General features: G+C 47.6%; 12 protein-coding genes. 10 read left to right on the forward strand and 2 right to left on the reverse strand.

What is annotated here, in order from left to right; all coding sequences use genetic code 11:
- Nucleotides 1-6 precede the first annotated feature (6 nt).
- The 10 genes from EHV15_RS33155 (at nucleotide 7) to EHV15_RS37740 (ending at nucleotide 9491) form a co-directional block, all read left to right on the forward strand.
- The gene (locus tag EHV15_RS33155) at nucleotides 7-750 is read left to right on the forward strand and encodes a JAB domain-containing protein (protein WP_128635019.1); all 744 of its coding nucleotides are present in this window, start codon (nucleotides 7-9) and stop codon (nucleotides 748-750) included.
- Between the two features lie 18 nt (nucleotides 751-768).
- Nucleotides 769-1641, forward strand: coding sequence for a secretion protein F (locus tag EHV15_RS33160; protein WP_128635020.1), 873 nt, complete (start codon nucleotides 769-771; stop codon nucleotides 1639-1641).
- 22 nt (nucleotides 1642-1663) lie between these two features.
- Entirely contained in the window at nucleotides 1664-2059 is a 396-nt protein-coding gene (locus EHV15_RS33165; protein ID WP_128635021.1) for a DUF4320 family protein, read from the forward strand.
- Nucleotides 2056-2592: a hypothetical protein gene (locus EHV15_RS33170; protein WP_128635022.1), complete on the forward strand. Its 537-nt coding sequence runs from the start codon at nucleotides 2056-2058 to the stop codon at nucleotides 2590-2592. The genes EHV15_RS33165 and EHV15_RS33170 overlap by 4 nt, the downstream gene beginning before the upstream one ends.
- A 106-nt stretch (nucleotides 2593-2698) precedes the next feature.
- Nucleotides 2699-3280 carry a DUF6550 family protein gene (locus EHV15_RS33175; protein WP_128635023.1) on the forward strand — a complete coding sequence of 194 codons (582 nt, stop codon included), beginning with the start codon at nucleotides 2699-2701 and terminating at the stop codon, nucleotides 3278-3280.
- A 59-nt stretch (nucleotides 3281-3339) separates the two neighbouring features.
- Nucleotides 3340-5007, forward strand: coding sequence for a DUF8193 domain-containing protein (locus EHV15_RS33180; RefSeq protein ID WP_342774095.1), 1668 nt, complete (start codon nucleotides 3340-3342; stop codon nucleotides 5005-5007).
- A 21-nt stretch (nucleotides 5008-5028) separates the two neighbouring features.
- Nucleotides 5029-5709: a hypothetical protein gene (locus tag EHV15_RS33185; protein WP_128635025.1), complete on the forward strand. Its 681-nt coding sequence runs from the start codon at nucleotides 5029-5031 to the stop codon at nucleotides 5707-5709.
- Between the two features lie 3 nt (nucleotides 5710-5712).
- Nucleotides 5713-6537, forward strand: coding sequence for a C39 family peptidase (locus EHV15_RS33190; protein ID WP_128635026.1), 825 nt, complete (start codon nucleotides 5713-5715; stop codon nucleotides 6535-6537).
- 17 nt (nucleotides 6538-6554) lie between these two features.
- Nucleotides 6555-8369 (forward strand): VirB4 family type IV secretion system protein, encoded by a 1815-nt coding sequence (locus EHV15_RS33195; protein WP_128635027.1) that lies wholly within the window; start codon nucleotides 6555-6557, stop codon nucleotides 8367-8369.
- A 96-nt stretch (nucleotides 8370-8465) separates the two neighbouring features.
- A complete protein-coding gene (locus EHV15_RS37740) occupies nucleotides 8466-9491 on the forward strand; it encodes a hypothetical protein (protein ID WP_246061865.1) in 1026 nt (341 codons plus the stop codon).
- A gap of 426 nt (nucleotides 9492-9917) precedes the next feature.
- Here the strand turns inward: EHV15_RS37740 and cydB are convergent, their stop codons facing one another.
- Both cydB and EHV15_RS33210 read right to left on the reverse strand, forming a co-directional pair.
- Nucleotides 9918-10931, reverse strand: a complete 1014-nt coding sequence (gene cydB / locus EHV15_RS33205; RefSeq protein ID WP_128635028.1) for a cytochrome d ubiquinol oxidase subunit II — start codon at nucleotides 10929-10931, stop codon at nucleotides 9918-9920.
- Complete coding sequence (locus EHV15_RS33210; RefSeq protein WP_128635029.1) at nucleotides 10918-12327, reverse strand: cytochrome ubiquinol oxidase subunit I; 1410 nt, start codon at nucleotides 12325-12327, stop codon at nucleotides 10918-10920. Before EHV15_RS33210 ends, cydB begins: the two co-directional genes overlap by 14 nt.
- Between the last annotated feature and the right edge of the window lie 703 nt (nucleotides 12328-13030).

Genomic DNA, 13030 nt, shown 5'->3' on the forward strand with positions numbered 1-13030 from the left:
ACAGGTATGGATGACCTCACCTCCGTGGAGAAGTACGCCCGTGACTTTGTTCAGTCCGTCCACAAACTGACCCAAATCCCGCTCCGCAAGCTGGAACGATACGGCTCTTCAAACAATCTGATGAATGTGCTTGAGCGTCCCCTTACCTTGGAACCCACCGAGTTGCAGCTAAAAAAACTCGAGCAACTCAACGCCTTTCTTCGGGCCTATCGCATCCTGAAATGGGAAGAGGAAAATACCAAGCAGGTTATACGTTCCCCAAATGACGCCGGAAGTTACTTTAATGCGCTGCTGGAAGGTATCCGGGATCGGGAGCGATTTATGGCCGCTTTTTTGGACAACGGCAATCACATCATTGAAACTCGCACCCTTGCTGTAGGCAGTATCGACCAGGCACCGATTTATCCACGCTTTATTTTAAAAGCAGCACTCAATTGCGACTGTGCCTCAATCATTTTAGCTCATAACCATCCCGGAGGAAGTATGAAACCTTCATCCGAAGATCTCCAATTGACGAAACGATTGGTCGACATTTTTAATCCGCTGAATATCAACATTCTCGATCATATTATCATCGGTAATAAAGGTTTTGTTTCACTGGCTGAGTTAGGCAATTTACCGAGTGTCGCGGAGGGACCCGCTAGTTATGAAGCCATTACCATGAATGTTATGGAAAATGATCACTACAATGCTTCTGTGAACCCCTGGCATGCAAATCACGATCCCTTTGAAGATGAGTGGGAACGGTAAAGGAGGTGTTACCCGAACATGACCGGGCTACTTTTGGGCTTCGGACTGTGCTTTGCAGCCGGAGCTTATTTATTGTTGGCTGATCTTTTTCATGTCTCAACCCGGGCGAATACAAAAGCCATTTTACAGGCAGCAAAGCTGAGAAAGACTAATACATCCGGCTTGCATGTGCTGCTCTTTCGTCTGTCCACATGGCTGGCCGAACGTTTGCCGCTCACCGATTACTACAAGCGCAAAACAGAAGCTACACTTCGCTCTGCAGGTATCCGTCTCACTCCCGAAGCCTTTGTTGCACAAGCTATCATCAAAGCTACCCTGATTTTTTGCGCCGGTATCGCATTGCTTCCTTTACTGCCTCTCCTCTCGCCGTTATTGATCTTTCTGGCGATTGCCCTCTTTTTTAAAGAAATTCGCTCCGCCGATGAGCTAGTCCGAAAAAAACGGGAACAAATCGAAGCGGAACTACCGCGTTTTGTCGCTACTATTTCCCAGGAATTAAAGGCTTCACGGGATGTCTTGCGCATACTGGAAGTCTATGCTAGTAACGCCGGTGAAGGCTTGCTCCACGAGCTGCAAATTACGATTGCGGATATGAAAAGCGGCAATTTGGAAACAGCACTGATACGGCTGGAAACCCGGATCAGTAGCACGATGCTATCCGACCTGGTACGCGGCCTGCTCGCCGTCCTGCGCGGTGACCAGGGCACCGTCTATTTCGAGATGCTGGCGCATGATTTCAAACTGTTAGAAATACAGCGGTTAAAACGAATCGCGATGAAGCGCCCCGGTAAAGTCCGGAAATACTCATTCCTTATGCTGGGTTGTTTCATCCTAACGTACATGGTCATAATCGGCATGGAAATCTTTAAAGCGCTCGGCAAGCTGTTTTAACTCTTAGGAAAGGAGGATTTCTATGCAGCGAGTCATCGTCTCCCGCCGCGGAGAAGGCTATGTCGATGTGGTTGTCATCGTACTTGTGGCGATGCTGTGTATCGCACTTGCGCTCAAAGTGTTTCCGGTATTTATGGCACAACAACAGCTCAACACGTTCGCCGATGAACTGGCACGCGAGGCGGAAATCGCAGGCAGGATTGGACAGGAAACGTCGCAGCGGACCCGTGAACTGCAGGAACAAACCGGGCTCAATCCTGCAATCGAATGGAGCAAAACCGGCACGGTTCAGATCAACGAAGAAGTTACGGTTATTTTGCGAACAACCGTCAACATTGGCTTATTCGGAAATTTTGGCTCATTCCCCATTGAACTGTCGGCCGCCGCAACCGGAAAGTCCGAGGTGTACTGGAAATGAGCCGTTTCTGGAAAAACCGATCCGGCGGCGGGTACCCACTTGCGATAACCGTCGTATTATTCATCTTGATTTTCTCCTGCGGTATTTTTGAATATTTTCGGCTAACTGTCATCGCCGCGCAGGTACGGGACGCTACGCAAAGCGCTATACTTGCTGTCGCAACGGAAAACTACAGTTATGTCTACAGTGGATTGCGTCAAAGTTATTCAGGCGCGTTTGTCCGGTCCGGAGACGAGTGGCAAGAACAATGGTCGGCCGGCGATATTTATGGTCGAATTAGTCAAATCTTAGGCCTCGTTCAGGAAGGATCAGAATACGTGCGGAAATCCACAGACCTGATCGAATACAGCATTTCCGAGCTAGATGTAAAGATTATCAATTCGCCTTTTGCGCCTGCGTTGCCGGGTTCGGCCAGCCAATTCACCGCCGAGGCGGAGATTCATTTGACGGTTCCGCTTTCTTTTGGCTGGGGCCACCTGCCCCCTATGCAGGCCGATTTGAATGTGCAGGCTGTTTATAGACCACGATTTTAACGACAAATCACATCACGGTTCGAGTTGGAATTTACAGATTTATACAGTATAATGAAAGTAACCATTCCCTTTCTCGACCCTCTTATGTAAAAGGAGATGAATCTGTATGAAGCGAAAAGCTTGGCTGCTTACAGGCGGCATCGTGATGCTTGGGGCCATTGGAATATGGGCGCTCAGCCTCTCCTCGGGTAAGCCTGCTCAAACCGAACCCGTTACCACTGTATCGCCTTCCCCTACTGTCACCGATCCTGGTGATATTGACATACCAAAAGATGCAACGGCGAATTCTCCTGAAACCCAAGCTCCAAGTTCTTCCCCCGTCGTGTCTGACGTAAAACCGGATCAGGAACCAACGATTAAGGAACAACCTGTCCTGCAGCCGGACAAGGGACCCCAGCATGTCGAAGCTCCAATTACCGAACCGGAGGCAACACCAAAACCGACCGAGTCACCTAAGCCGGAGCCTAAGGAAACAAACAAGCCGCAATCAACGACATCTCCCCCAAAGAATGAAAAAAAGGAGACGAAGCCGAGCGAACCGAAGGAGGAGCCTAAGGCGGGCGAGCAAGGTAATAGCGGGAAAGTATATGTGCCCGGTTTCGGTTGGGTGGAAGACTCGGGAGACAACAAAGGCGAGCAAAGCAGTTCGGATGGAGACTGGGACAAACAGGTAGGTACGATGGATTGATTATATTTTTTGTACAAGGGTACAGGCAGCCGCCTGTACCTTTTTACTTTATAAAGAAGGTGATTCTTTTGAAGCGGATTCTTTGGGTCCTGCTAACTTTTTGCTTATTGATCAATCCCACACATTCAAATGTCTTTGCCAACGGAGACGGGAACATTGATAATGGCGGCGGCGGTATGGGCTCAGGTACTTCGCAAAATAAATGGACCCCCGGCTATGACGGCGTAAGAATAACTGTTGTTCGAGCGTCAGATCAAAAACCTGTTTCCGTATCCATAGACTACACCAATAAAAGGCCGTCTACAGGACTGATCCATTTTGGGAAAGTAAGCAAACTTCACTACCGTGCTGGAAAATCACTATCGGTGCAAGTAGGGGGATATGCTTATCAGATTCCCGCCACACCTATGCCAAGAATTATCAGTTCCGGAGATTCAGTAACTAACATCGAGGTTATCAAAAGGTACTTTTGTTCAGAAGGTGCCGTCAAAATGGTCGCCAATGATACCGGGATCGATTACAACACATTGACGGACGGAAACTACAAACTTCTGTTGGAGCCCATCGCATATTTTACGTTCCAAGGCGGTTTTATGGGAATGACCGCGCATGAAGCCGCTCTGTACGACCAACTCTTAAATGGCGGTTTACGCTCCAAAATGGTCAGCCTTACGCATCAAAACTTGCCTTTGGCAATGTTTTTGGAAACTCCTGACTTGGGGTATCCCGCGTGGAACGGCTCTGCTAGCGGTCGGGTCAGCAATCACCAGATCATCACTTCTCTAGGGCTTGGTATTGTACGGTTTAATGACGCACCAGTGACACCTCCGCCTAGTCAAACAAACTTTCAGTACAGAGCCAACACCGACGTCATAACTTCCGTATGGCTTTCGACCTCAGACCAGATCACACCCGATTCCCCGGCCAGCGTGACGTTTCGTGTCTTAGGCAGCAGTTACACCGTAACCAATATCGTCATCCCGGAAGGAGATAGCCAGCTTGTTTGGATGAAGTGGCGTACCCCTAGCAAACCGCAATCGCTGTCCATACAAATCAGTTCCTCTGACGGCACTTTGAGCGCTAACTCCATCACCGCCTCCATTGTCGATCTCAATCAAAATGTGCCGCCTGATCCAAAGGCTACAGATCGAAATGACAGCTTCCGCCAACCCTCTGTTCCCTCCTACACAGCGAAGAAATCTTCCTCTTGGGGCGTCTGGTCGGCACATTGGCATTCGGATGGGGAAGGCCACGGCTGGTGGGAGTTCGATTGGACAGAATATTCCGCCACGCTGTCCGCTACGCAATCCGTTCTCCCCGACGCCAAATCACCCTCAACAACCAAGTCCCTTAAATCCGGATACGGTATTGATATCCGCACGTCCACCATCATATCTTCGAATGCACCTAGTAGTCATACTACTGGAGTGCAAACCGCTGTATCCTATTTCCCCGAGTTTCAATATAAGTCGTATTGGCGGTTGCACGACCTGAAAACGGGTGCATATAACGCGAGCTTCTGGCTGAAGCCCAATGACTATTCCACGTATCGGAGCCGGGTTCATTTCACTCCTATCTGGTACCCGGACGGATCATATACCCCAATCACCCGAGTAATGGATGCATGGACGCCCGACGGCATGCTTACGTTGCAACTGCAAACTCCGGTTACGATTTCCGGCAACCTGTTTTCCGACTGGCATATCGCCCCGCAAAAAAACAAATAGCGAAAGGATAGTGCTGCGAACATGCTGCTGCCAATCCTCATGCTGCTTCTCTGCTTGCTCGGCGGAGGAGCAGCTTTCTTTTTCCTCCGTCATGGCAAACGCCGCTCGAAAGAAACGGCGGATCTCGCGGCGCAAACAGCTCAGCAGTTTGTCAATGTCAGGGATATTCAAGGTCATTTCCTGTATACCATGGACGGATGGATGCTCTGCTATCTTCGTATTTTTCCGATCAGTCTGGATTTATTAAGTTTGACCGAAAAGCGGTTACTGATCCGCAAATTAACGGCTGAACTGTCTTCCATACGCTTTCCTTTCAAGTTTCTAGCTGTCAGCCGGCCGGTAGATATTTCGCCATTGATTAACGACCTGTCCTCCCTGCTTTCAGTTGCAGACGCCACGCAAAAGGAATTGCTGCGGCAAGAAGTATTGGAAATGAACACGCTGGCGTTGTCCGGCGAAGTTGTGGAGCGGCAATTTTATTTGGCGCTTTGGCAACGGCAGGATGCTGGCGGCGAAAGGGATTTGCTGGAGAAAGCCAAACGACTGGCTCAGCACTTTGGAGATGCCCAGGTGCAGTCTCATCTCTTAAAGCAGCAGGAAATCGTACGGTTATGCAATCTGGTCAACAATCCCGCTTACACTCATCTGGACCTCGACGAACCAGAGAGCACGATTCCGTCTCTGCTCCGAATGGAGGCGTGAGGGATGGACCCGACAACCGCAAAACTGCTGGCACGCCTGGCTGTCAAAGTTGCTACTGACGAACAAACCCGCAAGCACATTTTGATGCTGATCATCGCCCCCGTCGTAACTTTCTTGCTGCTTGTCGCGATGGTACTGCAATTGCTGACCGCTCCTTTTGAGACACTCAAACTTTGGCTGTCCGCGGATGAAACCGTTGTTGTTGACGAAATACGCACCGATTACGGATATACGCAACTGGTGCAAAAAAACGAGGATAGCTACATGGAAAGTTACGGCCAGCAATATGAAGGCGTGATATTCAAGGATGGTAGCCGCGAGGTAGTGTACTACAACCAACTTGATTCGCGCTGGGCAGACAAGCCTTATGGCCCCCGCGATACAATCGGCGTTGTCGGGTGCGGGCCGACATCACTGGCTATGGTTGTATCCACGCTGACGAACAAAACCGTCGAGCCGGTCGCCATGTCCAAATGGGCTTATGATAACGGCTATTTGGCAGAAGGCACCGGCAGCTATCATAGCCTGATTCCCGACGGAGCCAAACATTTCGGCTTAAAAGTACAGGGAGCTACGGTCGACGAATCACAAAAAATCATTGATGCCCTTGCTGGCGGTAAACTTGTCATTGCTATCATGAGCAAAGGTCATTTTACTTCTTCCGGCCACTTTATCGTCCTGCGCGGCGTTACCGACGACGGTCAAATCTTAGTTGCCGACCCAGCCAGCAAAAAACGTAGCGAAAAGGAATGGGATTTTTCAATCATTCTCAAGGAAGCCCGGAAAAACGCCGGTGCCGGAGGCCCATTTTGGATTATCAATCCCTGATAGGAGGGCAGAATACGATGAGTAAAAAACAACCTGAGCCAAGCGTAAATGCCTCGCTTTTAAATGCAATTACTCCGATGGGTCTGTCCTTCTCCCGCAATGGTCTGGTTGTCGGAGAAGAATCCGCCAAAGTATACGGTGTGATTCAATATCCGCAAAAGGTTGAGATCGGATGGCTTTCCACTTTGACCAATCTGCCTGCTACAATGGTAGCCATCGGATTTCAACCCATCGACAATAGCGCCTTGATCAATGCCATTTCCAAATCGATCACGCAAAACCGCAGTCTCGCCGATACCGCCAAAGACCCGCTCACCAGGCAGCGGGCCGAAAAAGCGGCGGTTGACGGCGAGAATATTATGCTGCAAATCGACCAAAACGGCGAGACGGTGGGACTCATGAATTTGGTCGTCATGCCATTTGCCCATGAAGAAAGATTGTTCAAGCGTGCCTGCAGGCGAGTGGAGAACACATTCAGCATGATGCGCTGTAAAATCCGTACATTGGCTCATTTGCAAAAAGAAAGTTTCCAACACCTCTCCCCTTTGTACCCCGCACAGGAACAAATTGCGCAGGTGTTGGATAAAATCATGCCGATGAGTTCCTTTGTTGGCGGGTTTCCATTTGCCAGCAGTGGTTTCAATGATGGAACCGGGTATTATTTGGCCAAGGATGCCAACAGCGGGCTGATTATCGTTGATCTCTGGCGGCGCGGCGGAGATCGGACAAACTCCAACATCGTAATTATGGGCGTGGCGGGTGTCGGCAAATCGACAGCCGTGAAGCATATCGCAATTAGCGAATACATGAAGGGAACAAAAGTTATCTTCATTGACCCGGAGTCCGAATACAAAGAGCTATGTCAGCGATTGAACGGCGACTGGATTAATGCAGGCGGCGGAGCAGGCGGAAAAATCAATCCGTTGCAAATCCGCCCGGCTCCCCGTGACGATGAAGACGAACCGCACCCGCTCTACAAGGACGAAGGCAACGGAATGTCGGATATGGCATTGCATCTGAAAAACTTGGAAATCTTCTTTAACCTCTACGTTCCCGATCTGACGATGATGCAGAAAGCCGTTCTTAAGCAATGCCTGATTGAACTGTACAATCAGTTTCATATCACTTGGAACACGGACATTAGCCAGTTGTGCAACACTGACTTTCCTACCTTCTCCGATCTGTACGAACTCCTGCAAGCCAAAGAAGAAAAGCATGGCGATGAAGTTTATAAAGAGTTGTCATTGCTACTGCATGATATTGCCCGCGGCGGAGACTCTTTTCTGTGGAACGGCCATAGCACGATTCAAACCCGCAGCCGTTGCATTTGTTTGGATACCCACTCGCTACAAAACACTTCCGACAACATCAAGCGAACTCAATACTTTAATCTGCTGTCCTGGTGCTGGGAACAGATGTCGCGGAATCGAAATGAACGGGTACTGCTCATCTGCGATGAATCTTACCTCATGATCGACCCTAACGTACCGCAAAGCCTTGTCTTCCTCCGAAATGTTGAAAAGCGCGCTCGGAAATATGAAGCGGCCCTTGCGATCATCTCCCACAGTGTCGTTGACTTTCTTGCTCCCGAGGTCAAAATGTACGGCCAGGCGTTACTCGACATACCTTGCATTAAAATTTTGATGGGGACCGATGGAAAAAATCTTCAAGAGACGAGAGAGTTATATAACTTGACCGAAGCGGAAGAGGAACTATTGGCAGGCAAAAAACGCGAACATGCCCTACTGATGATCGGTTCCAAACGAATGCATGTTCATTTTGAGATTCCCGAGTATAAGTTCGCTTATATGGGAACGGCGGGAGGACGATAAGGCGTGGACAAAAAGAAACAGATTCTTGAGCTTTTCCTCTATGTCGCTCTTGTAATTGTGGGGACGATTTTATTGTTTATGAAGGAAGGCTGACTAATGATTTTGTATCTGACCAGTAACGATCACGTCAATTTATTGGATATGATAGAGCAGGAGCAGAATCTGCCGTTAAAGAAACTGACGGGGCAGTTTTCACTCCTGTCTTTTGTAGTCAAAGACATGCGGCATTTCAGTCATGTTCGGTTCGTAGCCATTGATCGAAAGGCGATCCTTGAACCTGATGATGAGATGGTTCAAGCTCTATTATCGTTTCAAACCATGTATGAAATCCGTCTCATTGTGATTGCGATCGGGCCGCCGGAAAGCAGCCCTCTTCTGCTTCAATTGACACAAGCGGGTATTTCGAATATCGCGACTGCAGAAGAAATCGATACGTTGCGGGATGAAATTAGGGAGTGTTTTTCCGAGCAAGGGATGCAACGATTTATCCCTTCCGCTCCCCATATTCCCATCGATGAGACACTGACAGCTTTACAATCCAATGAAGAGAAGTATCAATTCGATTGTATGAACATACGTATTGCCGTAGCTGGAAGCGATAGGCGTGTAGGCGTCACGACGACCGCAATGAATCTGGTTTATTGGCTTAATGAACATGGAGGGGATGCCTGTTATTTGGAAGCCAACACCAGTAAGCATTTAGCTCACATTATCCAATTGTTTGAACCAGAAAAGGCGGGCAACGCTTATACTCTAGAGAATGTAGATTTTTATTTAACCCCGGAAATAAATCGTGATTATAACTTTATTGTAACGGATTGTGGAGTAATAGGAGATCCCAAGCTGCAAGAATCCTTCATCAATGCAGATGTTCGACTTCTTTGTGGCTCAGCTATGCCATACGAGCTGCCGGTATTATATCGAGCCTTGGAGCGCTGTTATGATCTTCCTGTACACGTTGTTGTATTATTTGTTCCTGACAATTTAAAGCAATACTTGCTCCAAATGATAAACAAGAATATCATTCTCGGCGATAGCTCCCATGATCTTTTTGATTCTAATGCTAACAGTCAACTTTATTACCGATTAATCAAAGAATATATCCTTTTAGACAGAAATTAGCCAAATTATGCTAATGCTTTGTAACCTGACTTCTTACAGAACGGTTTTGATGCTCCATGCTATACAAAAAAGCGCAGCATCTTGAGAAGAGAGCTGCGCTTTTTGCTGTAATTCTTTCGAGCCAGAAAAACATGCAAAAGCACCGAGGATCTTTCAATACAACGATACAAGAACTTGGATGTAAAACTATTAGCCTTATTTATTCCAGATGACCTCCGTCCATATATTCATAAGCTGAACGATCGTATGATGTTTGGCAAGCCTCACATGAAATATTTGCTCATAATGTTAATTCTCAGTTCCATATTCTTTTGCTAAAGAATTTAATAATAATTAATGCCTTTACACTCAGTGCAGTAAGGAGAAAAAAATACATTTTTAACATATGACCACGGATACCTGGAAGCTCAAACCATGTAATATCTATCAGTATTCCATGTGATCCTTCTCAGTAATTCGTTTATGGAAAACAAAATAGCTCCATGCCTGATTCATCAATACGAAAGGTAGCAGAATAGCGGCTACGAGGGTCATCGCCTTCAAGGTATACGCACTGGATGAAGCATTATATAAGGTCAGATTATAGCTGCTGTCCAGAGAGCTGACCATTAGACGCGGAAACAAACCAATGAACAGCGAAGCACAGGTGAGCAGAATGAGCATGCCTGTCATGACAAAAGCCCATCCCTCTTTTTGCCGCTTTAATGACCAGAATGCACATAGCAGTGATATTAATGCAACTACAAGCATAACCGAAATCCAGATCGGCTGACGGTCAAACAGATCCGTTTCAATATATGTCCATCTCGCGAGAACAAGCAGCAGTACGGACGTCACGGGCAGTACTCTTACCGCAAAATGCCGTGCGCGTTCTCTCAGTTGACCCGTTGTTCGCAGTGAAATGAAGGTGAAGCCGTGAAGTAGGCAAAGGCCCACCAGCGTTCCTCCTGCCCATATACTATAGCCGTTCATTACCTCGGACAGTCCCGCTCTCATTTCCATATCCGCTCCAATCGGAACACCTCGAACCATGTTGGCAAATATAATGCCAAACATCAGCGGCGGTACAATACTGCCAAATAGGATTGAACAGTCCCATATCTTACGCCATGCGCCCCGATTGACCTTGCTTCGGAATTCAAACGCAACGCCTCTGACGATCAGCGCCAGAAGGATGAGGGTAAAAATGAAGTGATATCCGCTAAACATAGTGGCATACCAGTGCGGAAAGGCCGCAAACATCGCTCCGGCTGCTGTAATCAGCCAAACCTCATTCGCATCCCAGAAGGGGCCGATCGTGTTGATCAACATCCTCTTCTCCAGATCACTCCGGGATAATATGCCCGTCGCCATCCCTACGCCAAAGTCGAATCCCTCAAGAAAGAAAAAACCTGTGAACAATACAGCGATCAGCACAAACCACAGCTCATTCAGCAGCATGCTGCTTTCCCCCTTGATATTGATATGGATCGTCGATAGTTACGTCCGGATTGTGGTGATCATAAGGACTTTTACGTGCTTCACGTACAAACAGAAAGGCCAGAATGCCGAGTAAAATTAAATAGAGCACTGTGAATGAAACGAGAGAAAACAAAACATGATGAGTGCGAATACTTGCCGAGATAGAATCCTCTGTCCGAAGCAGTCCAAATACAGTCCAGGGCTGACGTCCAATTTCGGTCATAACCCAGCCGGCTGTGTTGGCAATGAATGGGAGAGCTATGGCAACTATCATAATTCTCATGTACAGAGGGGTAGCCTGATCAAGCTTCCTGCGGACCGACAGATACAGTCCATATAAAGCAAGCAAAATCATTGCCGAGCCGCTGCCTACCATGATTCGGAAGCTCCAGAAGGTAGTACGTACAGGTGGAATATAGTTGCCCGGTCCATAGGTAGCCTCGTATTCTGCCTGCAGTTCCTTCATGCCTGTCACGGCTCCCGAAAACTTGCTGTACGAAAGATAACTGAGAAAGTAAGGAATTTTCAGCTCAAAAGTATTTTCCTGCTTGTCAGGATCAATGCCCGCCACTACAGTCCAGGGTGCAGGGTCTTCACTTCTCTCCCATAGCCCTTCACTCGCGGCCATTTTCATCGGCTGTGTCTCCACCAGGAACTGTGCCTGACCATGGCCGAAAAGCGCGATGGCTATGGATGATATGGAAGCAACAATGATGCTGATGGTAAACGATGTTTTGAAAAACGGAACATCCTTTTTGCGAAGCAGCTTCCACGCACTGATACCGGCCACCAGAAAGGCTCCGGTTGCAAAGGCCGCAAAGATCGTATGCGGATATTCCCATAGCACCTGCTCATTGGTGATCATGGCCCACATATCCGTCATTTCCGCCCGACCATTGGCGATGGAATAGCCTACAGGACGCTGCATGAAGGAGTTGGCTGTCAGAATCCAGAAGGCGGACAGCATCGATCCGATGGAAACCAGCCACATGGAGGCCAGATGTACCCCTTTGGACAGACGATCCCATCCAAATATCCACAGTCCAATAAATGTGGATTCTAGGAAAAAAGCAAGTAACGCTTCAACGGCAAGCGGAGTACCGAATACATCGCCAACAAAACGCGAGAAGTCAGACCAGTTCATGCCAAACTGGAACTCTTGCAGAATGCCGGTCACAACACCGACCGCAAAATTAATCAGCAGAAAATGTCCCCAGAACTTGGCCATTTTCTTGTAAAGCTCCTTTTTGGTTACTACATATATTGTCTCCATAATGGCTATCAGTAGGGACAGGCCAATCGAAATGGGGACAAAGACAAAATGCAGAATAGTAGTTGTTGCGAACTGAAGCCGTGCCAGTTCAATGACCCCCATCGTAATTCCCTCTTTCTTGATGTATTATTAACAGACTTGATTATGTTGAAAAAAAACAGTCTCCCACGTGAATTTCTTCACGAAAAAAACAAATAATTCAACCTCTCGCTATGTTTTGAGAGTTTCTCTTATCACAACTTACCCGTATAGCGAGTCCTTCATTTTTAAACCGTATTGAACAATTTCCTGCATACTGTTTTTTACAATCAATTGGAAGACATCCGGACGACTTAGTGGCTCACCACATCAAAGTCAAATCTACTTTGGGCAATCTGGGAAAGTAAAAACTGCACTTTCCCTGTAGCGTTCTCAGTTCCTTCTTCCTCGGTAGTGAGGCTTCCTACTCGAGCACTAAAGCTCAGTCCCAAGGATAACCTGGTAGAAAAACCACGGGAAAGACGATCAGCTGTTCTCCTTGACTAGTGGCTTTTCATGTAACTCCTCCTTCCGATTGTGATAACTCTGGACTGGCAATATGATATAGAAAAAAGGATGATAAATAACCCCCCAATTACCGAGTACTTAAAACCATCCAATTGTAGAGATCTGGGCATGCACTAATCATTCATAAAACCGTTAAACATTTGTCATTGATATGATGCAATTATTGGTTTCACCTGGATTAAAATTACTACGATATATCACTCACCATTTCGGAAATTACAAAGCGAAAGCTGGTAGATCGGCTTGCCGTCAATCGATA

This window comes from Paenibacillus oralis (genome assembly GCF_003863965.1).
Lineage (GTDB): Bacteria > Bacillota > Bacilli > Paenibacillales > Paenibacillaceae > Fontibacillus > Fontibacillus oralis.

Bases quoted from the DNA above. Each gene is read 5' to 3' on its own strand.
- EHV15_RS33155 (WP_128635019.1), top strand. From the start codon at position 7: ATGGATGACCTCACCTCCGTGGAGAAGTACGCCCGTGACTTTGTTCAG.
- EHV15_RS33160 (WP_128635020.1), top strand. From the start codon at position 769: ATGACCGGGCTACTTTTGGGCTTCGGACTGTGCTTTGCAGCCGGAGCT.
- EHV15_RS33165 (WP_128635021.1), top strand. From the start codon at position 1,664: ATGCAGCGAGTCATCGTCTCCCGCCGCGGAGAAGGCTATGTCGATGTG.
- EHV15_RS33170 (WP_128635022.1), top strand. From the start codon at position 2,056: ATGAGCCGTTTCTGGAAAAACCGATCCGGCGGCGGGTACCCACTTGCG.
- EHV15_RS33175 (WP_128635023.1), top strand. From the start codon at position 2,699: ATGAAGCGAAAAGCTTGGCTGCTTACAGGCGGCATCGTGATGCTTGGG.
- EHV15_RS33185 (WP_128635025.1), top strand. From the start codon at position 5,029: ATGCTGCTGCCAATCCTCATGCTGCTTCTCTGCTTGCTCGGCGGAGGA.
- EHV15_RS33190 (WP_128635026.1), top strand. From the start codon at position 5,713: ATGGACCCGACAACCGCAAAACTGCTGGCACGCCTGGCTGTCAAAGTT.
- EHV15_RS33195 (WP_128635027.1), top strand. From the start codon at position 6,555: ATGAGTAAAAAACAACCTGAGCCAAGCGTAAATGCCTCGCTTTTAAAT.
- EHV15_RS37740 (WP_246061865.1), top strand. From the start codon at position 8,466: ATGATTTTGTATCTGACCAGTAACGATCACGTCAATTTATTGGATATG.
- cydB (WP_128635028.1), bottom strand. From the start codon at position 10,931: ATGCTGCTGAATGAGCTGTGGTTTGTGCTGATCGCTGTATTGTTCACA.
- EHV15_RS33210 (WP_128635029.1), bottom strand. From the start codon at position 12,327: ATGGGGGTCATTGAACTGGCACGGCTTCAGTTCGCAACAACTACTATT.